The sequence below is a fragment of the Pseudomonas congelans genome, from assembly GCF_900103225.1.
GTDB classification, from domain to species: domain Bacteria; phylum Pseudomonadota; class Gammaproteobacteria; order Pseudomonadales; family Pseudomonadaceae; genus Aquipseudomonas; species Aquipseudomonas congelans.
Window position 1 is genome coordinate 141,178 of the sequence record NZ_FNJH01000001.1, and the last position, 22,667, is coordinate 163,844.

The following is a 22,667-nucleotide window of genomic DNA, read 5'->3' on the forward strand; positions in this document are numbered from 1 at the left end:
CGTGCTGAGGCTCTGCGTCGGTCTGGCTAGCTGATTAAGCTATCGTGCGACGCTCTGCGTCGTCACGCCGTTTCGGGCGCTCCGCGTCCTCTTGACGACGCAGGGCGTCGTGAACTGCATTCCCACGCTGGAGCGTAGGGAACGATAATTTCACTCCTTGCCAGCCAGCACCCCAACGATCCCCTGAATATCCCCCTGCAACTCCGCCAGCGGGTCAGCGCCATCAATCCCCAATACCAGCAGCTTGCTGCCAGCAGCCTCGATGGCTGCCTTGACCGGCGCGGGCGGCTGACGATGATCGAGCACCAAGGCCGCGTCGTTATCCTTCAGGGTCGCGCTCAGTTTGCTCAAGGCTTCTGGCGTCCATTGCTCGTCCGTCAGCGCCTGAGTGTCGATCAGTTCCAGATTCAGCCCACTGATCAAATAGCCAAAGCGATCCGACAAACTCACCACACTCAAATTATCGGCACTGGCCAGCGCGGCCTCGCTGCTGGCGCTGAGCTTGAGCAACTGTTGCTTGAACGCCGCCAGGTTGGCCTCGATTTTCGGTTTGGCGGCCGGTGCCAGGCGCACCAGATCCGCTGCCAGCACATCCGCCATACGGCCCATGTTATTGCCCGCCAGCCAGGGCTGACTGTTCAATCCGTCAGTGCCCTGACCCGGCTGTACGGCGATGCCCGGCAAGCTGCCGTCCACCGGACGCGCTGCATCGATCTCGACGATACGAATATTGCTGCGCCGCGCATTGGGGTAGAGCGGGTCATCGGCCCAGATCGAACGCAAGCCGATCACTGCGTCGGCGTTGTTTGCCAGTCCGCGCAAGGCATCGGCTCCACGCCCGGTGAAATACGCCGTCTGCCGCGAGCCCGGCAGGTTGGCCGCGGCAGCGCGTTCCAGCACCACACCGCTGTCCTTGAGCAGTATCTCGCCAAGCCCGTAGGTGATCGGCAGGCTGGCCAGTACCCGCACCGGTTGCGGGCTGTCGGCTTTGCGGTCGGCCGCCTGCAGGCTGTTGCTGAACAGGCCGGTCATGACCAGCGCCAGGGTCAAGGTACGTAACGTAGGCATTTATCCAATATTCCCTTTCAGGCTCGGCAGCGTGCCGCGAGCGATGGCGGCCAGGGCGAAAGCGATGCCCGCCACCAGAATGATTGCCGCGCCGGATGGCACCGGCAGGTCGAAGACGATGGGCAGCAGGATGCCGCACAGGGTGCTGATCGTGGCGATGGCCACCGAGATCCAGAAGAAGCCTTTCAGCGACTGACTCAATAACCTCGCTGCCGCCGCCGGAATCACCAGCAGCGCACCGACCAGAATCGCGCCGATGACTTTCACCGCAGCGACGGTAATCAACGTCACCAGAATCACGAACAGGTAATCCAGCGTCTTCACCGCCACGCCGCGCACCGCGGCCAGTTGCGGATTGAAGCTGGCCAGCATGATGCGGTTGTACAGCGGCAGGCTCAGGCCCATGACCAGCGAGCCGACGATCAGCAGCACCAGCAGGTCGTTACCGTTGACGGTCAGCACCGAGCCGAACAGCACGTTCTCCAGAATGTGCACGTTGATCTTGCCGGCCAGCACCAGCAGCAGGCTCGCGCCCAGTGCCAGGGATACCGACAGGAACACGCCGATCAGCGTGTCCGGTGCCAGCCCGGTGCGGTTGCGCAGGTAATTGAGGACGATGCCGAACAGCAGGCAATAGCCGAACAGGGCGCCATAGGGGCCGGTGTAGGGTTCGCCGAGCAGAATGCCGATCGCCACCCCGGTCAGTGCCGCATGACCCACGGCTTCGGAAAAAAACGCGAAGCGCTTGACCACCACCAGCGTTCCCAGACCGCCCAGCACCGGGCCGATCAACAGCCCGGCGAGCAGGGCGTTGACCACGAAACCGTAGGCCAGCGCCTCGGGCAGATAACCGGATGAGGCGAGGCCCTGAATGAAAAGTCGAAAGGTTTCGTAATCCATCACGCAATCCTCCCGGCGCTGCTATCCAGGGTGCGCGGGTGCGCAGAAAACAGGGTCAGCAGCCGTTCCGGGGTCAGCGCGGTGGCGGCCGGTTCGTCGAACAGGATGCGTCGGTTGAGCCCCGTAACCTGATCGGCCAGACGCCTGACGGCATCCAGGTCATGCTCGATCCACAGGACCGTGACTCCGCTTCGGCGCCAGTCGCTCAACAACCGCTCAAACACCTGAATACCGGCCTCATCCAGCGCCGACATCGGCTCATCCAGCACCAGCAATTGCGGCGCAGGAATCAGCCCCTGCGCCAGCAGCACGCGCTGCCGTTCGCCACCGGAAAGCGCGCCCATGCGCCGTTTGCGCTTGTCCTGCATGCCGACCCGTTCCAGCGCCTCGCCAATCGCCGCCGCGTAGTGCTTCGACACACCCAGAAACGCCGGGCGTCGCTGACACATGGCCGCCATGAAATCGTCGACGGTCATCGGCAGGCCACGGTCGAACTCCAGCGCCTGCGGCACATAGCCGATCAGTCCTGGAGCGGCAGGCCACAGCAGGCTCAATTGGCCTTGATGCGGTGTCTGTCCGAGCAGGGTCTTGATCAGCGAGCTTTTGCCACCGCCGTTCGGTCCGACCAGCGCGTGCACGCTGCCGGCGCGTACATTGAAATGAACCTGATCGAGAATCGTGGTGCGCCCCAGGGTCAGGCTGACCTGGTTGAATTCGATGCCCGGCCCCTGGCTGACGATGTCGAGGTGTTGTGCCGCCGTCATGCGCCCGACTCCTGAATGGCCCGTACCACCGTGTCCAGGTTGCCGGCCATTTCCTTTTCGTATTTGTCGGCGGTGTACTCGCCATAGGAAATGTGCGACAGCGGGTACAGCTTGACCCCGGATTCGCGCTGGATGGTGTCGACGTAGGTGGACGGGAAATCCATCTCTGAGAAGATCACCTTCACGTCCAGTTCGCGCAGTTGATCGATGGTTTTTTTCAACTGGCTCGGGCTGGGCTCGATGCCATGCGCCGGTTCAACCACGGCGGTGACTTCCAGGCCGAATTCGCGCAGCAGGTAGTCGTAGGCGGCATGCACCGTGGCTACACGCAGGTCAGCGTTGGGCGCCTTGGTCAGTTTGGCGAGCGCGTCGGCGCGCATCTGGCGCAGGCGCTTGCCGTAGGCGCGAGCGTTGGCGGTGTAGGTTTTGGCATTGTCCGGGTCCAGCTTGCCCAGCTCGCGGGCAATGTTGTTGACCTGAGCGATGGACGCACTGATCGACAGGAAGGTGTGCGGGTTGACCACTTTGCCGGCGCCTCGCGCCGCCACCCCGGTGGCCGCCAGCAACGGCACATCGGCATTGGCCTCGATGGTCTTGATGTTCGGCGTTTCACTGGCGGCGATCATGCGGTCGGCAAAGTCGTCGTGACCGACACCGTTGAGCACGATCACGTCCAGCGAACCGATGCGCTTGATATCCTCGGCGCGCGGCTCGTAGGCATGCGGGTTGAAGCCTGCCGGGATCAGCGGCACGACGTCGGCCTTGTCGCCGACAATATTGCTCACGTAGCTGTAGTACGGGTGCAGGGTAATACCGATGCGCAGGCGTTTGGCCGGTTCGGCGGCGAAGCTGGACGGCGCCAGCAGGGCGACAAATAGACCCGTCAGCAGGACGCGCAGCAAGGGACGGCGTTTGAATGAAATAGGCATGGGCAAGCGGTCTTCCTTCAAAGGAATGCGGAGTTTCAGTGCGGGTGCTGGCGGGTCACGCCAGCATCGAATTGCGCGACGACCTGTTTCCAGCCTGAATCGATCAAGGCCTGGTCACTGAGGTCGCTGACCGCCGCCAGCGAGGCGTTGCGGTTGATCCAGATGTCCGGCTGCTCGCCGGAATCGACACGCATGAGAAACGAACCGGCCACGCTCGGCGTCCGGCTCAGTCCCAGGTAGGACTGCTCGATCATCTGCCAGGCATGGTCGCCACGGCTCACCGAACTGGCATCCCTGGCGAACGGCGCAAAGCCTTCATCGCCCAGTTGCTCCGGGGTGATTGGCGTCTGTTGCTCGCTGGCCAGCAGGCGGATTTCGTCGAGGGTCACGCGCAGGTCGGCGTAAATGCCTTGTTCCGCAGCGCTCAGGTCGCGTCGTGCGTCCAGTTGATGGCTGGCGACGCTGTGCGTTTCCTGAGTATCACGGTGCAGGCTGATCACCCCGGCAGCGCTGCCGAGGATCAGCAGGCACAGCAACAGGACGTACAGGGTTTCATGCCCGGCGCCTGCCGGACGGACGATGTGTCGGGTCGGTGCGCTCATGGGGCCTGGATATCCGCCTGATCAATTTCCACCACGTGACCGGGACCTGCGTCGAACAGCACGTAGAACTCGGAAGCGGGGCGTTTGAAGGTCACGGTCGAGTCTTCGCCGAGCTTGCCGGGCACCAGGATGGTTTCGTCGTAGCCGATCACGTCCAGGGTTACACCCGGCGCACCACTGCCGTCGGAAAAACCGCCGGTGCAGCGGATCTGTTCGTTATCGATCTGTTTGCATTCGCACATCGGGTTGTGCGCCAGGGCGTTGCCGCTCAGGCCGAGCAGGCACAGGGCACTGGCCGTCAGCCAGCGCAGGGAAGGGCGGGCACTCATGGTTGGGCTCCTTGTTTTTGCAGCCACGCCACGGTGGTGGGCGAAGCCTGTTGCAGAGGGATGGAAGTCTGATGCACGGCGCCGTCCCAGCCTTCCATGGTGATCCACAGCTCGGCGTCGGGATCGGTGTTTTGCGCAATCTGCATGAAGGCGCTCATGCGGTAGCCGCCACCGAAGAAAATCACCCCGGCGGTGCGCAGGCTGCGTGGTTTGCCTATGCGCAGGTAAGTGGCCTTGACCCGGTCGATGCAGGCGTTGCACAGCGCTGCGTTGAAACTTTTCATGTAGCCCGATGGACCGGAAAGGCGCGGCGCTTCATTGCGGTCTTCTGCCAGGCGCAGGCTCCACGGGCCGACCTGAATCTCGCCCACCTCGCGCTGGCCAAGGCCCTGATCGCCGCGATCCAGCGAGACGTCGGAGAAGTACTTGGGCATGAAACCCAACGGGATCAGCACCAGCAGCACGTTGATATGGAAGCGCCATTTGTGCCAGACGCGGCTGAGCGACGAAACAGGTGGTGCGACAGCGACCTTGCTCACAGGCTGTTCTCCGGGGTGCGGGCCGTCAGCGGCGAGGTGTTTATCTCCGGGGTGTATGCGGCAGGCTTGGCTCTGGCTTCACGCTTGAGTGCATTGATCGTTGCTATCGCAGTGCGCTTGCTCCAGATCAACAGACCGCTGAGCACCATCATGCTCAGCAGCAGGCCGAAGAACGCCCAGATCAGCTTGATCCAGATGCCGCCGAAATCGCCGGTGTGCAGCGGGCGCATGGACTCGGTGACGAACTCCAGCTTGTTGCGGTCCGACAACAGGTGCGAAGCGGCTATTTCACCGCTGTACGGGTTGATTTCGGCGGTCTGGAACATCAACGGATACCAGCTGCGCCCACCCACCTGCATGTTGCTGTAGGCATTGAACGGCGGAGTGATGAAGCTGGCCTCAAGACCCGGAATCCGTTCTTTGGCGATTTCTACGGCCTTCGCCAGGCTGATGGTCGGCGCAGGGCTGCCGTCGGCAGTAAGCGGCACAGCGTTGTGCGGGATGATCGAGGCGACCTGGGATTTGCTGGAAATACTGATCTGGTTGTCGCCAAGAATCGCCTGAATCAGAAACCAGGTGCCGGTGATGGAAATCACAGCGATGAACCAGATCGACCACACGCCACTGAGCCGATGCAGATCGCCCCAGAAGATCCGCGGGCCTTGGCTGAAACGCACGGGCTTGAAGAAACCGCGCCAGAATTTCTTGTAGACCACCAGCCCGGTCACCAGCGACGCCAGCAACGGCAGGCCGAGAATCGACACCAGATACCAGCCCCATGAATAACCGTTGGTGAACGGCACCAGCCACCAGCCGTGCAGCGCGCGGGTGAAGCGGCGGAAGTCGAACGAAGGGGTAATGCCCTGAATCACCCCGGTGTAAGGGTTGACGTAAGCCGGGACCGAACGCCCGTCGGGGTAGGTGATGAACACGCTCAAGGCGAAGTAGTCGCCGTCCGGCTGCATGATGGTGCCGACGATCAGGTCCGGTTCGTTACGTTCGATGGTGGCGCGAATCTGTTCGAAGTTCAGGCGCCGGGCATCGTCGGAAGGGCGGTTGTCACGCATCTCCGGGTTGGCCAGCCACATGATTTCCTTGCTGACCACGGCCAGCGTGCCGGTCACACAGACGATCAGTACGAAGAACCAGATCGGCAGGGCCAGCCAGCTGTGGACGAGAAACCAGATTTTTGAGCGGGACTTCTTCGACATGGATAAACAATCTCGATTCGCGATGTGGAGCGGCCGCAAGGCGGTCCCCTCTGTCTGTACGCGCGGGCGGTATAAAAGCCTCGCATTAAGTTAAAGACGAATGAGAACTGAATTCCTATAGGAATTTTTTGCGTTTAAATGCAAAAAATTGTTTCAGAGCGGCCGAACACCTCCGTATCCCGCACGAACGGTGTGGTGCGGCTAATTTTCCAGCGGTGGAGTACGTTCAATCTGGACATTGGTGTTGCGCCAGGCCGCAGGGGCTCGGGCGCTTTTGCCATCAAGGGAGAGACATCATGAGTCATGCGTTGAGTTTGGATATCCGGCCGTTGCTGGCAGGGGCGGGCAGCTTGCCGATGCTGGTGCAGGCACCCGAGCCAGGTCTGGACTTGATGGAAGCGCTGGGCGAACTCAAGCCGCTGGTCGCCGAGCATCTGTACAGCGCCGGCGGGATTCTGTTTCGCGGTTTCGAGGTGGGCGGTGCAGAAGCGTTTCGCGAGTTCGCCGCCGGTTTCGGCGATCCGCTGCTCAACTACGAATTCGGTTCCACGCCGCGCAGCAACGTCACCAAAGGCGTTTACACCTCGACCGAGTATCCGGCGCACCAGAGCATCCCGCTGCATAACGAGCAGGCCTACACCCTGGAATGGCCGATGAAGATCTGGTTCTACAGCATGATCGCGGCGCAGACGGGGGGCGAAACACCGATCGCCGACAGCCGGGAGATCTACCGACGCATCCCTGCGCGCATTCGCGAGCGCTTTGTCGAAAAGAAACTGATGTACGTGCGTAACTACGGCAACGGGCTCGATGTGGAATGGAGTCAGGTGTTCAATACCGAAGATGAGTCCGTGGTCGAAGCCTACTGCCGGGCACACAACATCGAGTGCGAATGGAAAGACGACGGCGAGCTGCGCACCCGGCAGATTTGCCAGGCGGTATCGCGCCACCCGGTGACCCATGACAGCGTCTGGTTCAACCAGGCGCACCTGTTCCACATCTCCAACCTGCAACCGGAAGTGCGCGAAACCCTGCTCGACGTGGTGGATGAAGAAGACCTGCCGCGCAACGTCTACTACGGCGACGGCTCGCCCCTCGAAGAAACCCTGCTGGACGAAATTCGCGGCGTACTCGACGAATGCACCGTCAGCTTCCCATGGCTGGAAAACGACGTCCTGATGCTCGACAACATGCTCACCGCCCACTCCCGCGCACCCTTCACCGGCAAACGCAAGGTGGTGGTCGCCATGGCACAGGGGCATTCGGATAAGTAAGCGCCTGTAGATTATCTGATCCCTTACCCGCAGCTACTGCCGCAAAAGCGCTTTTCAACCGCGAAGGACCCGACGAAGTCGGGCCGGAAACGGAGCTGCGGGCTTTGCTTACTTTGGCCCCATCAAAGTAAGTCGCCGAGAGGCGAAAAGGTGACCTGAGCCGAACCCAAATCCACCTGAAAAAGAAAAGCCGCTGTGTGACGCAGAGCGTCACGAACTGCATTCCCACGCGGAGCGTGGGAACGATAGTCATGCAGAGCTTCACATTCCCACGCGCAGCGTAGGGACGAGAGTGACAGAGGGCGCACTGGCCTCTTCGCGAGCAAGCTCGTTCCCACTAGGCGGTCCATGTTTGAGCGAGTAGAACGATAAGTGTCCGGCTATTGATTATCGTGCCTGCGCTCCGCGTAGGCATGCAGTTCTGGACGCTCTGCGTCCTCTCTTTAGTGTGCGGTGCAATGCAGAGCCTCACCCCCGACAAACCTTTCTAAATATTTCCTCGCCAATTCGTTCTTGTTGATACGACCCCGCCCGACGGTCAGCCCCACTCAGCAAGGATCGACCCATGAACCCCGAACACGCCCAGAAACTCGCTCGCCGTTTTGTCGAGTTGCCCCTTGAAAAACGCCGCCTGTTCCTCGATGGCATGCGCAAGGAAAACATGGATTTCTCGCTGTTCCCGATCCCTTCCTGTGCCGGGCTGGCCGAGCGTGAGGGTCTGTCCTATGCCCAGCAACGCATGTGGTTTCTCTGGCAGCTGGACCCGCACAGCGCAGCCTACAACCTGCCAATGTCGGTATGCCTGAACGGTCCGCTGGAGCTGCCGTTGCTGGAACGGGCTTTCAGTGCTCTGGTCGAGCGACATGAAAGCCTGCGCACCACCTTCGGTCAGGAGGGCGACCGGGCGTTTCAGCGTGTCGCGCCGCCAGCGCCGGTGAGCATCCGCCTGACCGACCTCAGCGCTTTGCCGCTTGAGCAGCGCTGGGCAAGTGCGCGTCAGGCCATGGCCGAACAGACCGCGCAAACCTTCGATCTGCAGCGTGGGCCGCTGTTCACCGTGCAGGTGCTGCGTCTGGCCGAGCAGGAGCATCTGCTGCTGCTCAACCTGCACCACATGATCACCGATGGCTGGTCGATGAACGTGCTGATCGACGAATGGCTGCGCGGCTACGACGCGCTGCTGGCCGGTAAACCGCTGCCTTTTCAGCCGTTGCTCGTGCAGTACCGCGATTATGCGGTCTGGCAACGCAGCTGGCTGGAAGCCGGTGAGCAGGAGCGTCAGCTGGACTACTGGCGCAGCCACCTGGGCGAAGAGCATCCGCTGCTGGAGCTGCCCACCGACCGTCCCTATCCGGCCTTGCCCAGCCACGCCGGCGCTCGCCTGGAACTGGCGCTGGAGCCCGAGCTGCTGCGTAACCTGAAAAGCCTTGCGCAACGCCAGGGCGTAACCCTGTTTGTGGTGCTGCTGGCGACCTTCAAAAGCCTGCTGCACCGCTACAGCGGGCAGACCGACATTCGTGTCGGCGGCCTGATCGCCAACCGCACCCGCAGCGAAACCGAAGGGCTGATCGGCTGCTTCATCAATACTCAGGTACTGCGCAGTGAAGTGACAGCGCAGACCCGCTTCGTCGACCTGTTGAATATCGTCCGCGACGCCTCGACCGCTGCCCAGGCGCATCAGGAGTTGCCATTCGACGCCATCATCGACGCCCTGCAGCCGGAACGCAGTCAGAGCCATAACCCTTTATTTCAGGTGATGTTCAATCACCAGCCGGTGGTCGCCGACCTGCTCGACAAACAGTTGAGCGGCGGTCTGCGCGTGGCCAATCTGCCTGCCGAACAACAGGCATTGGCGCAGCGCTCGCATGCCGCCGCCAGCGACCTGATGCTGGCCACCAGCGGTGAAGGCGAGCAGCTGCATGCCGCCTTTACCTACGCCACCGACATATTCGACGAGTCGACCATCGCTCGCCTGGCCGGGCACTGGCGCAACCTGCTGGCCTCGGTCTGTGCCGATCCGCTGCAGACCGTCGCCGAGCTGTCGATGCTCTCCGCCGATGAGCGCACGCAACTGCTGGATGTCGACAATGCCACCAAAGCTGACACCACAACCCCCGCGCATCGCCAGTTCGAAGCACAAGTGCAGCGCACGCCGCAGGCCCCGGCACTAATTCTCGCCCATGAAGGTCAATCGCCGAGCCTGAGCTACGCCGAATTGAACCAGCGCAGTAACCGTCTGGCGTGGCAGCTGCGCGAGCAGGGTGTCGATGCGGACGTGCTGGTCGGCGTGGCGCTGGGTCGTTCGCTGGACATGCCCGTGGCGCTGCTCGCCGTGCTCAAGGCGGGCGGTGCCTATGTGCCGCTGGACCTGAATGCGCCGAGCGAACGCTTGCGTCATGTGTTGGCGGACAGTGGCGTGAAACTGCTGCTGACCCACAGCGATCAGCTGACCAGGCTGCCTGCACTGGCTGATATTCAATACCTGTGCATCGATCGAATGAACAGCGAAACCGCCAGCGTGCACAACCTCGACGGCCCGGTCGATCCGGCCAGTCTGGCCTACGTGATTTACACCTCGGGGTCGACCGGGCGGCCAAAAGGCGTGGCGATCAGTCATGCGGCGCTGGCCGAGTTCGTCACCCTGGGGGCGCACTACAGTGACCTGCGCGAAGGCGATCGGGTCCTGCAATTCGCCACCCATAGCTTCGATGGCTTCGTCGAGCAGTTCTACCCACCGTTGTGTCGCGGTGCGGCCGTTGTCCTGCGCGACGAGCGCCTGTGGGACAGCGCCACCTTCCATCAGGTCATCGTCGAGCACGGCGTGACCCTCGCCGACCTGCCAGCGGCCTACTGGCTGACGCTGGTTCAGGACTTCGCCGCCAGCCCGCCCGCGCATTACGCTGCACTACGGCAGGTGCATGTCGGCGGTGAAGCCATGGCCGTCGAAGGTCTGCGCCTGTGGCACAAGGCCGGGCTGGGGCATGTCCGCCTGCTGAATACCTACGGCCCGACCGAAGCCACCGTGGTGTCGAGCATCCATGATTGCAGCACGCTGACCCCGCAGCAGGTGTCCTGGCGCGGTGTGCCGATTGGTCAGGCGCTGGCAGGACGACGCCTGTACGTTCTCGACGATCAAATGAACCTGCTGCCGCAAGGTGCGGTGGGCGAGCTGTACATCGGCGGCCCTGGCCTGGCGCGCGGTTATCACGCCCAGCCCGGACTGAGCGCCGAACGTTTTGTCGCCGATCCGTTTGTCAGCGGGGAGCGCCTGTATCGCACCGGCGACCGTGCCCGACTGCGTGCCGATGGCGCTGTCGAGTACATCGGCCGGGTCGATCATCAAGTGAAAATTCGCGGTTTCCGCATCGAGCTGGGCGAGATCGAATCGCGCCTGCAGCAATGCGCGGGCGTGCGCGAGGCCGTGGTGCTGGCCATCGAACTGGCGGGCAGCACGCATCTGGTCGCCTACGCGGTGCCAGATGTTGTCGCCTCCACAGAGGCCGAACAACTGGCCCTGCGCCAGAGCATCCGCAGCCAGTTGCAAGCCAGCCTGCCGGATTACATGGTGCCGACGCACATGCTGCTGTTGCCGGAGCTGCCCTTGACGCCCAGCGGCAAGCTGGACCGCAAGGCATTGCCGGCCCCCGACGCAAGCCAGTTGCAGGCGCGTTACCGGGCGCCGCACAGCGAGGTGGAAATCTGTCTGGCCGCCATCTGGCAGGACGTCCTTCACGCGCCTCAGGTGGGCCTGGACGATCACTTTTTCGAACTGGGCGGGCATTCGTTGCTCGCCGCGCAAGTCATCGCCCGCATCAAGACGCAACTGGGCATCAGCCTGCCGCTGCGCAGCCTGTTTGAAAAACCGCTGCTCGGTGAGCTCGCTGTCGAAGTGGCAGCGCTGACCGACAACAACACGGACAACGACTGGAGCGACATGGACCAGTTCATGGATTCACTGGAGGAATTCGGCGCATGACCGCGACCACTGCTGCACGCATCGCGAAACGTTTTGTCGGCCTGTCGCTGGAGCAACGTCAACAGTTCCTCACCCGGTTACGCCAAGAGGGCAAGGATTTCAGCCTGTTGCCGGTGCCGGTCAGTCGGCATGACGTCAGCGCCATTCCGCTGTCCTTCGCGCAGCAACGCCTGCTGTTTCTCTGGCAGCTCGATCCGTCGAGCGACGCGTACAAGATGACCACCGGCCTGCGTCTGCACGGCACGTTGAACGAGTCGGCGTTGCGCCGTGCATTCGATCATCTGATCGAGCGTCACGAGGTACTGCGCACGGTGTTTCATACCGATGGCGATCAGGCGCAGCAAGTGCTGCTGCACGACCAGGCAGTGGCATTGGAGAGCATCGATCTGGCCGGTTTGACCGATGGCGAACTGCGCGATGCCGAGCTGGCGCTGCAAGTAGCCACAGTCACCGGCCAACCGTTTGATCTGCGCACGGGGCCGCTACTGCGCGCGCACCTTTTCCGACTGACTGAAGATGAGCATGTGCTGGTTGTGAGCATGCACCACATCGTCTCCGACGGCTGGTCGATGGACGTGATGATTCAGGAGTTCGTGCACTGCTATCAGGCGTACTGCGAGGGCCGCGAACCCGCGCTGCCGGAACTGCCGCTGCAATACGCCGATTATGCGATCTGGCAGCGCAGCTGGCTGGAGGCGGGCGAGGGCGCACGTCAGCTGGAGTACTGGCGTAACCGGTTGGGTAACGAGCAACCGCTGCTGGACGCAGCACCGGATTTCCCGCGCCCGGCCACGCAGAGCTATCAGGGCGAGCACCTGCGCTTCGATTTCGGCGTTGATCTGTCGCGGCGGCTCAACGCCTTTGCGCGTACACAGGGCATGACCCTGTTCATGCTGGTGCTGGCCGGCTTTTCGCTGTTTCTGTCGCGCAAGGCCGGGCAGCGTGATATCCGCATCGGCGTGCCGAATGCCAACCGCGGTCGCGCTGAAACCGAAGGGCTGATCGGCTTCTTCATCAATACTCAGGTTTTGCGCTGCCAGGTGGACGAACGCCTGAGCTACCTCGACCTGCTGGCGCAGATTCGCGACACCTCGTTCGGTGCACAGGCGCATCAGGACGTGCCCTTCGAGCAACTGGTCGACCAACTGGCGCCCGAGCGCAGTCTGGGCCACAACCCGCTGTTCCAGGCCAAGTTCAACCAGAACGTGGTCCTCAAGCAGAAAACCACGCTCAGGCTGGCCGGGCTGGAGGTCAGCGAGTACGCGTTCGACAAACAGGGTGCGCATTTCGATCTGGCGCTGGACATCACCGATGACGGCACACTGATCCACGGCGACATGGCCTACGCCAGCGACCTGTATCGACGCACCAGCGTCGAAGGTTTCATCCCGGAACTGCTCGCGCTGTTCGAAACCCTGCTCGACGCGCCGCAGGCGCCGCTGTTCAGCCTCGCAGCACTGACGGTCGAGCCGAAGCGTGATGCTCGCGAACCCGCGCCGCACATGCTGCAACTGTGGGACCGACAGGTCGAACGGCAACCTCATGCGCAGGCAGCCCGTTGCCTGGATCGTACGCTGACCACGCTGCAACTGGAGCAGGCCGCCAATCAGCTGGCTCATCAGTTGGTTCGCATGGGTATCAGCGAAGGCCAGCCGGTCGCGGTATTGATGGAACGCTCGCTGGACTGGCTGACCGCCGTGCTGGCGATTTTCAAGGCCGGCGGTGTGTACATGCCGCTGGACGTCAAAGCCCCCGATGCGCGATTGCAACAGATGCTGGTCAATGCGCAAGCCAGGGTGCTGCTGTGTGCCGAGGGCGATGTGCGGCAGACCTCACTGGGTGTTGCCGGTTGTCAGGGCCTGGCCTGGACGCCTGCGCTGTGGCAGGACCTGCCTGTCAGTCGGCCTGACAGCCTGCCTTCAGGCGATTCGGCGGCCTACGTGATTCATACCTCCGGCTCGACTGGCCAGGCAAAAGGTGTGCTGGTCAGCCAGAGCGCGCTGGCCGGTTACCTGCGCGGCTTGCTGGAGCAGTTGCAACTGGCCCCCGATGCGAGCATGGCGCTGGTGTCGACCATCGCCGCCGACCTTGGTCATACCGTGCTGTTCGGCGCGCTGTGCTCGGGACGCACGCTGCACGTGTTGACCGAGGCGTTGGGTTTCGACCCGGATGTCTTTGCGGCCTACATGGTCGAGCATCAGGTGGGCGTGCTGAAAATCGTACCCGGCCATCTGGCCGCGCTGTTGCAGGCCGGCCGGCCAGCCGATGTCCTGCCGCAGCATGCGCTGATTGTCGGCGGCGAAGCCTGCTCGCCCGCGCTGGTCGAGCAGATCCGTCAGCTCAAGCCGGGTTGTCGGGTGATCAACCACTACGGCCCGAGCGAAACCACCGTCGGCGTGCTGACCCATGAAGTAGCGATGTCATCCTGTGGAAGCGAGCTTACTCGCGAAGAGGCCGATACAGGCTTGCGAAACAGGTCGGCTGGGCCATCGCTTTCGCGAGCAAGCTCGCTCCCACAGGTCCCATGTTTCCCACAGAGCACTGCACACTCTGGCGGTACTCTGCGCAGCGTGCCGGTCGGTACGCCGTTGCCGGGGGCCAGTGCCTATGTGCTGGATGACGTGCTGAACCCGGTCGGCACTCAGGTCGCTGGCGAGTTGTACATCGGCGGCGACAGCGTGGCGCTGGGCTATATCGGCCAGCCTGCGCTGACCGCCGAGCGCTTCGTGCCGGACCCGTTCGCGCAGGACGGCACGCGCGTCTACCGCAGCGGCGACCGCATGCGCCGCAATCATCAGGGCCTGCTGGAGTTCATCGGTCGGGCCGACGATCAGGTCAAGGTTCGCGGCTATCGTGTCGAGCCTGCAGAGGTCGCGCGGGTGTTGCTGGGCCTGGCTTCGGTGGCGCAGGTCAGCGTACTGGCATTGCCCATCGATGACGATCAGACCCGGCTGCAACTGGTGGCCTATTGCGTGGCGGCAGGCGGGGCAGACCTGAGTGTCGACAGCCTGCGCGAGCAACTGACTGCGCGCTTGCCGGACTACATGGTGCCTGCACAGATCATGTTGCTGGACAGTCTGCCACTGACTGCCAACGGCAAGCTCGACAAGCGCGCCTTGCCCAAGCCCGGTGTGGTCAAGCAGCGCTACACCGCGCCGGTCGGCGAGATCGAGGAAAAGCTCGCTGCCGTATGGGCGGACGTCCTCAAGCTGGAGCAGGTCGGCAGCACCGACAACTTCTTCGAACTGGGCGGCGATTCGATCCTGAGCCTGCAGATCATCGCCCGCGCCAAGCGCCAGGGCATCAAGCTTAGCCCCAAGCAATTGTTCGAGAAACAGACCATCGGCCAACTGGCCTCAGTGGCGAAACTGATTCAGAAAAAGCCCGCCGCCGTGGCGGAGCACATCAGCGGTTCGTTGCCGTTGCTGCCGATTCAGGCGCGCTTCTTCGAACTGGACATCCCCGAGCGCCAGCACTGGAATCAGGCGCTGATGCTCAAGCCTTTGCAAACGCTGGAGGCCATTCATCTTCAGTCGGCATTGACTGCGTTGGTCGAGCAGCATGACGCACTGCGTCTGGGCTTCACTCAACAGAACGGTCACTGGCACGCCACCTTCGGCGCGCTGAATACTCGCGAGCTGCTCTGGACCCATGAGCTGGACAGCATCGAGCGTTTGCCCGAACTGGCCACCGAGGCACAACGCAGCCTGGACCTGAAAGACGGCCCGCTGCTGCGTGCCGTGCTGATCAATCTGCCACAAGGTGAACAGCGCCTGTTACTGGTCATTCACCATCTGCTGGTGGACGGTGTTTCATGGCGGGTGTTGCTGGAAGACCTGCAACAGGCGTACCTCGCCCTGGCGCAAGGCGAGCCGGTAGCACTCGCCGCAAAAACTACGTCGCTCAAACGTTGGGCCGAGCAATTGCAAGCGTATGCGACCGGCGAGACGCTGGCGGCCGAGCGCGATTACTGGCTGCAAGCCTTGCAGCGCGCCGACCAGCCGCTGCCTCGCGATAAACCCGAAGGCACGATGCGCAATCGTGACGCGGCGCATGCATCTTCCTGGCTGAGCCGTGACCTGACCCACAAGCTGCTGAAAGTCGCGCCGGCCGCGTACCGCACGCAAGTCAACGACCTGCTGCTGACGGCGCTGGCCCAGGTCCTGTGTGAATGGAGCCAGCAGCCCTCGGTGCTGATCCAGCTGGAAGGGCATGGCCGTGAAGACCTGTTCGACGATACCGATCTAAGCCGCACGGTGGGCTGGTTCAGCAGCCTGTTTCCGGTGCGCCTCACGCCGCAGATCGCGCCGGGCGCGAGCTTGTGTGGCATCAAGGAGCAATTGCGTGCGGTGCCTCACAAGGGCATCGGCTACGGCATGCTGCGTTATACGGGCGAGGCGTCTTTCGCACAGCAATTGGCCGCCTTGCCGCAGGCGCGAGTCACTTTCAATTATCTGGGCCAGTTCGACGGCAGCTTCAATGCGCGCGAGGCTGCGTTGTTCGTGCCGAGTGCCGACAGTGCAGGCGCTGCGCTGTGCGAAGACGGGCCGCTGGGCAACTGGCTGAGCCTCAACGGTCAGGTGTTCGACGGCCAGTTGCAACTGGACTGGAGCTTCAGCCGCGAGGTGTATCACGCCTCAACCATCGACACCCTGGCGCGTCGCTATGAGCAGGCGCTGACTACCCTGATCGAACATTGCACGGCCGGGCATCAAGGCGTCACGCCATCGGACTTCCCGCTGGCGCAACTCACCCAGGCGCAGCTTGACGGTCTGCCGATTGCTGCGGGTCAGATCGACGATATCTACCCGCTGTCGCCGATGCAGCAAGGCATGCTGTTTCATTCGCTGTTCGATGAAGGCGCGGGCAACTACATCAACCAGTTGCGGGTGAACATTCGTGGGCTGGATGTGCCGCGTTTCCGCAACGCCTGGCAGGCTGCGCTGGACCATCACGACGTACTGCGCAGCTGTTTTGTCAGCCAGCGCGAGCAGTCGCTGCAAGTGGTGCAGCGTCAGGTCGAGGTGCCCTTTGTCGAGCTGGATGCGCGTCGCCAGCCAGAAAGCTGGCTCGACGACTGGGTGCAGGCCGACCGTCAGCAAGGCTTCGATCTGGCGCAAGGACCATTGTTGCGCCTGGCCGTGTTGCGCACCGCCGATGACGTGTGGCATCTGGTGTATACCAGCCACCACATCCTCATGGATGGCTGGAGCAGCTCGCGCCTGCTCGGTGAAGTGCTGCAGCGCTACAGCGGCCAGGTGCCGCCGAAACAGGCGGGTCGCTATCGTGATTACATTCAGTGGCTGCAGGCTCAGGAGGCCGATGCCAGCGAGCGCTTCTGGAGCGCAGAGCTGGCGGAACTGGACGAGCCGACTCGTTTGTTGCAGGCGTTCAGGTCTTCGGCCGAGGGGCAGGGCTACGGCGACTACATCCAGCTGATCGACAGCGACGGCACGCGTCGGTTGAGCGACTTTGCCCGCGAGCAGCGCGTCACTCTCAATACGCTGCTGCAATCGGCCTGGCTGTTACTGCTGCAGCGCTACACCGGCCAGTCCAGCGTGACCTTTGGCGCGACCGTGGCAGGGCGTCCGGCAGAATTGCCGGGTGTCGAGGAACAACTGGGGCTGTTCATCAATACCTTGCCGGTCATCGCCAGCCCGCGTGCCGAGCAGACGGTGGCCGACTGGGTGCAGCAGGTACAGGCGAAAAACCTTGCCCTGCGCGAGCATGAGCACACGCCGCTGTATGACATCCAGCGCTGGGCGCGCAACAGTGGCGAGGCGTTGTTCGACAACATTCTGGTGTTCGAAAACTACCCGGTGTCCGAAGCCCTGCAGCGCGCGCCGGACGGTCTGGCCTTCAGCGACCTGCGCAATCAGGAGCAGGCGCATTACCCGCTGACCCTGGTGGTCGAGGCCAATGAGGTGCTGTCGGTGCGTTTCAGTTACGACCGCCAGCACTTCAGCGCCGAAGGCATTCTGCAACTGGCGGCGCATTTCGATCACCTGCTGCAGAGCCTCTGCGCATCGGCAACCACGCGACTCGGCGAACTGGCATTGCCGACCGCCTGGACGCAAAGCGTGCAGCGCTACCCGAGCGAGCACTGCGCCCATCAACGCATCGAAGCCCAGGCCGAGCGTAACCCTCAGGCCATCGCCCTGAGTTTTGGCGATGAACAACTGAGTTACCAGCAGCTCAACCAGCGCGCCAACCAGCTGGCGCACAAACTGCGCGAGCAGGGCGTCGGCCCGGATGTGCGCGTCGGGCTGGCTGCCGAGCGCGGCCTGGAGATGATTGTCGGCATGCTGGCCATCCTCAAGGCCGGCGGCGCTTATGTGCCACTGGACCCGGATTATCCGCAGGATCGCCTGAGCTTTCTGATGCATGACAGCGGTATCCAGCTGTTGCTGACCCAGACGTCGCTGCTCGACAAACTGCCGATCCCCGAACAGGTGCAGACGCTCGATCTGGCTGACGCTCTGAACGGTTACAGCACGGAAAACCCGCTCAACCAGACCGCGCCGGACAACCTGGCCTATGTGATCTACACCTCGGGCTCGACCGGCAAACCGAAAGGCACCTTGCTTGCCCATCGCAACCTTATGCGCCTGTTTGCCGCGACGGATGACTGGTTCAAGTTCAGCGAAAAGGACGTGTGGACGCTGTTCCATTCCTTCGCCTTCGACTTCTCGGTCTGGGAGATTTTCGGCGCGCTGCTGAATGGCGGCCGACTGGTCATCGTGCCCCGCGAAGTGACCCGCTCGCCGGAAGATTTCCATGCGCTGCTGGTCGAACAGCAGGTCACGGTGCTCAACCAGACGCCGTCGGCGTTCAAGCAACTGATGCGCGTGGCCTGCGATTCACCGGTACCGATGTCGTTGCAGAAAATCATCTTCGGCGGCGAGGCGCTGGACGTCGCCAGCCTGAAGCCGTGGTTCGAGCGCTTTGGTGATCAGACGCCGCAACTGATCAACATGTACGGCATCACTGAAACCACTGTGCACGTGACCTATCGACCGATCACGTTGGCTGACACGCAGAATCCCGCCAGCCCGATTGGCGAGGCGATTCCCGACCTGTCCTGGTATGTGCTGGACGCCGATTTCAACCCGGTCGCCCAGGGCTGCAGTGGCGAGCTGCACATCGGTCATGCCGGTCTGGCGCGCGGTTATCACAATCGCGCCGCGCTGACTGCCGAACGCTTTGTACCCGATCCGTTTTCCAACGATGGTGGCCGCCTGTACCGCACCGGCGATCTTGCACGCTATCGGGCTGGTGGGATGATCGACTACGCCGGGCGCATCGACCATCAGGTGAAGATTCGCGGCTTCCGCATCGAGCTGGGTGAAATCGAAGCGCGGCTGCAAGCGTACCCGGCTGTGCGCGAAGTGAGTGTGCTGGCGCTGGACGGGCAGTTGGCTGCGTACCTGGTGCCTACTGAGGCTGATCAGGATCAGCAGAGTCTTCGTGAAATGCTGAAAAGCGAACTCAGGGCGCACTTGCCGGATTACATGGTGCCCACCCATTTCATCGTCCTCGACAGCATGCCGCTGACCGCCAACGGCAAGCTAGACCGCAAGGCGCTGCCGGCGCCGGATGCCAGCCAGTTACAGGCTACCTACAGCGCCCCGCAAGGCGAGCTGGAGCAGCAACTGGCAGCGATCTGGGCCGATGTGTTGAAGGTCGAGCGGGTCGGGCGCAGCGACAACTTTTTCGAGCTCGGCGGCCATTCGCTGCTGGCCACTCAGGTGATTTCGCGTATCCGTCAGCAACTGGACGTCGAGTTATCGTTACGCGACCTGTTCGAAGCGCGTGATCTGGCGGCCTTCGCGCTGGCCGCAGGCGCAGGGCATGGCAACGACGCGCCGCGCTTCATCAAGGCCGACCGCACGCAGCCGCTGGGGCTTTCCTATGCGCAACAGCGGCAGTGGTTCCTCTGGCAGCTTGACCCCGAGAACACGGCGTACATTATTCCCGCAGCCCTGCGCCTGCGCGGTTCGCTGGACATCGCAGCGCTGGAGCACAGTTTCAGCGCGCTGATCGCCCGCCATGAAACCCTGCGCACGACCTTCCGCCAGCAGGGCGATCAGGCACTGCAGATCGTCCATCCGCCACGCGCCTTGACCCTGTCTGTCGAATCGGTGCCCAGCGGCCAGAGCCTTGAAGCCTGCGTGCAGCAGGAAATGCAGCGCCCGTTCGATCTGGAGCAGGGGCCGCTGTTGCGGGTCCGCTTGCTGAACCTGAACACCGACGAGCATGTGCTGATTCTGACCCAGCATCACATCGTCTCCGATGGCTGGTCGATGCCGATCATGATCGATGAACTGGTGCGCCTGTACAAGGGTTACAGTCAGGGCCGTGAGGTGAGCCTGACCGCGCTTAACCTGCAATACGCCGACTATGCACTGTGGCAGCGGACCTGGATGGAGGCCGGCGAGCAGGCCCGGCAGCTGGATTACTGGAAGCAGCAACTGGGCGATCAGCAGCCGATTCTGGAACTGCCCGCCGATTACCCGCGGCCAGTGGTGCAAAGCCATGCCGGTGCGCGGCTGGCCGTGCAACTGGAACCCGCGCTGATCGATGGCTTGAAGCAGGTCGCGCGGCAACAGGGCGTGACCCTGTTCATGCTGTTGCTGGCGTCTTTCCAGAGCCTGCTGCACCGTCACAGTGGCCAGTCGGACATTCGCGTCGGCGTGCCGATTGCCAACCGCAACCGCGCTGAAACCGAAGGCCTGATCGGCTTCTTCGTCAACACACAGGTGCTGCGCGCCGAGTTTGACGTGCATACGACGTTCAACGAGCTGCTGCAGCAGGTCAAACACACCGCCCTGCAAGCCCAGGCGCATCAGGAGCTGCCATTTGAGCAACTGGTCGAAGCCCTGCAGCCACAGCGCAGCCTCAGCCATAGCCCGCTGTTTCAGGTGATGTTCAATCACCAGAGCCAGGCCAGCGCCGACGTCCGCGCGCTGCCCGGTCTGCAGGTCGAGGCGTTGCTGCCGGACAGTTACCCGGCGCAGTTCGACCTGACCCTGAACACTGCCGAACATGACGGTGGCCTGAGCGCTGGCCTGACCTATGCGACCGCGTTGTTCGACCCGCGCACTATCGAGCGCATGGCCGGGCACTGGCTGGCCTTGTTGCAGGCCATCTGCGCCAATGCCGCACAGCGCATTGCCGAAGTGCCGATGCTCGACATGGCTGAACGGCAGCAGATTGTCCACGACTGGAATGCCACAGCCGCAGACTTCCCCAACGAAGATTGTCTGCATAGCCTGATCGAAGCCCAGGTGCGCGCGACACCGGACGCTCCGGCGCTGATTTTCGCCGCCGAACAATTGAGCTACGCACAGCTCAACGCCCGCGCCAATCAGCTTGCGCATCGCCTGTGTGAGTCCGGCGTCGGCCCGGACGTGCTGGTGGGGATCTGCGTCGAGCGCAGTCTGGAACTGGTGATCGCTCTGCTGGCGATCATCAAGGCCGGTGGCGCTTATGTGCCGCTGGACCCGGATTATCCCGAGGATCGTCTGGCCTACATGATGCAGGACAGCGGTATCGGTTTGCTGTTGACCCAGACGGCGCTATTGCAACGCTTGCCGGTTGCGCGTCAGGTGCAGAGCCTGTGTCTGGATCAGGACGGCGACTGGCTTGAAGGTTACAGCACTGCCAATCCAGTCAACTTCAGCCATCCATTGAACCTGGCTTATGTGATTTACACCTCGGGTTCGACCGGCAAGCCCAAGGGCGCGGGCAACAGCCATCGTGCGCTGGTCAACCGTCTGCACTGGATGCAGAAGGCCTACTGTCTGGATGGCAGCGATACGGTTCTGCAAAAGACGCCATTCAGTTTCGACGTGTCGGTCTGGGAATTCTTCTGGCCGCTGATGACCGGCGCGCGCCTGGCCGTGGCGCTGCCGGGCGATCATCGCGACCCCGAGCGGCTGGTGCAGACCATTCGCGAGCATCAGGTCACGACCCTGCATTTCGTGCCGTCGATGCTGCAGGCGTTCATGACTCATCCTCAGGTGGAAAGCTGTAACACTCTGCGTCGCGTCGTATGCAGCGGCGAAGCACTGCCTGCCGAGCTGGCCGCCCAGGTGCTCAAGCGTTTGCCGCAGGCCGGTCTGTACAACCTGTACGGTCCGACCGAAGCGGCCATCGACGTGACCCATTGGACGTGCACCACGGACGAAGTGCTCAGCGTGCCGATCGGGCGGCCGATCGACAACCTGAAAACCCATATTCTCGACGACGGTCTGCTGCCTGCCGCACAGGGCGTGGCGGCGGAGTTGTATCTGGGTGGCGTCGGTCTTGCGCGGGGTTATCACAACCGTGCGGCGCTGACGGCCGAGCGCTTCGTGCCGGACCCGTTCGACGAGCAGGGCGGCGGCAGGCTGTACCGCAGCGGCGATCTGGCGCGTTATCGCGACGCAGGTGTCATCGACTATGCCGGGCGTATCGACCATCAGGTGAAGATTCGCGGCTTGCGCATCGAGCTGGGCGAAATCGAAGCCAGCCTCCTGGAACACGACAGCGTTCATGAGGCGGTGGTGATCGACGTTGACTGCCCGTCCGGCAAACAGCTGGCGGCGTATCTGGTGGTCGAGCACCACGACGATCAGTTGCGTGATGCACTCAAGGCCTGTCTCAAGGCGTCGCTGCCGGATTATATGGTGCCCACGCACTTCATCATTCTGGACAGGATGCCGCTGAGCGCCAACGGCAAGCTCGACCGCAAGGCACTGCCCAAACCGGACGCCAGCCAGTTGCAGCGCCAGTACGTCGCTCCGTGTACCGAGCAGGAACAGCAGATGGCGGCGATCTGGGCCGATGTGCTGAAGGTCGAGCGTGTCGGCCTGAGCGACGATTTCTTCGAACTGGGTGGCCACTCGCTGCTGGCGACGCAGCTGATTTCCAGAATCCACACCGGCCTGGGAATCGACATTCCGCTGCGTCTGATCTTCGAGAAACCGCAATTGAGCGAATTTATTCAGGCCTTCGCCGACAGTGGCCTGTCGCTGACCGAGGACGGCTTGTCCGATATTGAAAAAATGATGAATGAAATGGCGGGTATCTGA

General features: G+C 62.6%; 11 protein-coding genes and 2 pseudogenes. 5 read left to right on the plus strand and 8 right to left on the minus strand.

Annotated features, from left to right (window positions below; translation table 11 throughout):
- Positions 1-150 precede the first annotated feature (150 nt).
- The 8 genes from BLR20_RS00650 to BLR20_RS00685 are packed head-to-tail and all read right to left on the minus strand — an operon-like array spanning position 151 to position 6,342.
- Complete coding sequence (locus BLR20_RS00650; RefSeq protein ID WP_054992414.1) at positions 151-1,068, minus strand: metal ABC transporter solute-binding protein, Zn/Mn family; 918 nt, start codon at positions 1,066-1,068, stop codon at positions 151-153.
- Complete coding sequence (locus tag BLR20_RS00655) at positions 1,069-1,968, minus strand: metal ABC transporter permease (protein WP_003406943.1); 900 nt, start codon at positions 1,966-1,968, stop codon at positions 1,069-1,071.
- Positions 1,968-2,732 (minus strand): metal ABC transporter ATP-binding protein, encoded by a 765-nt coding sequence (locus tag BLR20_RS00660; protein ID WP_032611472.1) that lies wholly within the window; start codon positions 2,730-2,732, stop codon positions 1,968-1,970. The genes BLR20_RS00655 and BLR20_RS00660 overlap by 1 nt, the downstream gene beginning before the upstream one ends.
- Positions 2,729-3,661 (minus strand): metal ABC transporter substrate-binding protein, encoded by a 933-nt coding sequence (locus BLR20_RS00665; RefSeq protein ID WP_010431551.1) that lies wholly within the window; start codon positions 3,659-3,661, stop codon positions 2,729-2,731. The genes BLR20_RS00660 and BLR20_RS00665 overlap by 4 nt, the downstream gene beginning before the upstream one ends.
- Before the next feature lie 35 nt (positions 3,662-3,696).
- Positions 3,697-4,263, minus strand: coding sequence for a DUF6162 family protein (locus BLR20_RS00670; RefSeq protein ID WP_054992415.1), 567 nt, complete (start codon positions 4,261-4,263; stop codon positions 3,697-3,699).
- A complete protein-coding gene (locus BLR20_RS00675; RefSeq protein ID WP_010431544.1) occupies positions 4,260-4,592 on the minus strand; it encodes a hypothetical protein in 333 nt (110 codons plus the stop codon). The genes BLR20_RS00670 and BLR20_RS00675 overlap by 4 nt, the downstream gene beginning before the upstream one ends.
- On the minus strand, positions 4,589-5,131 hold the full coding sequence (locus BLR20_RS00680; protein ID WP_054992416.1) for a hypothetical protein: 543 nt from the start codon (positions 5,129-5,131) through the stop codon (positions 4,589-4,591). The genes BLR20_RS00675 and BLR20_RS00680 overlap by 4 nt, the downstream gene beginning before the upstream one ends.
- Positions 5,128-6,342, minus strand: coding sequence for a PepSY-associated TM helix domain-containing protein (locus tag BLR20_RS00685; protein ID WP_054992417.1), 1,215 nt, complete (start codon positions 6,340-6,342; stop codon positions 5,128-5,130). The genes BLR20_RS00680 and BLR20_RS00685 overlap by 4 nt, the downstream gene beginning before the upstream one ends.
- Before the next feature lie 296 nt (positions 6,343-6,638).
- Between BLR20_RS00685 and BLR20_RS00690 the strand changes: the two genes are divergently transcribed.
- From BLR20_RS00690 to BLR20_RS00705, 5 genes and pseudogenes are all read left to right on the plus strand, one after another.
- Entirely contained in the window at positions 6,639-7,616 is a 978-nt protein-coding gene (locus BLR20_RS00690) for a TauD/TfdA family dioxygenase (protein ID WP_054992418.1), read from the plus strand.
- A 565-nt stretch (positions 7,617-8,181) separates the two neighbouring features.
- Positions 8,182-11,592 (plus strand): non-ribosomal peptide synthetase, encoded by a 3,411-nt coding sequence (locus BLR20_RS00700; protein WP_054992419.1) that lies wholly within the window; start codon positions 8,182-8,184, stop codon positions 11,590-11,592.
- Positions 11,589-14,699 (plus strand): annotated as a pseudogene (locus tag BLR20_RS28590) (condensation domain-containing protein); the annotation flags it as partial. The gene BLR20_RS00700 and the pseudogene BLR20_RS28590, both read left to right, overlap by 4 nt.
- Positions 14,700-14,723: 24 nt before the next feature.
- Positions 14,724-14,936 (plus strand): annotated as a pseudogene (locus BLR20_RS28595) (phosphopantetheine-binding protein); the annotation flags it as partial.
- Between the two features lie 48 nt (positions 14,937-14,984).
- Positions 14,985-22,667 (plus strand): amino acid adenylation domain-containing protein, encoded by a 7,683-nt coding sequence (locus tag BLR20_RS00705; protein ID WP_477749716.1) that lies wholly within the window; start codon positions 14,985-14,987, stop codon positions 22,665-22,667.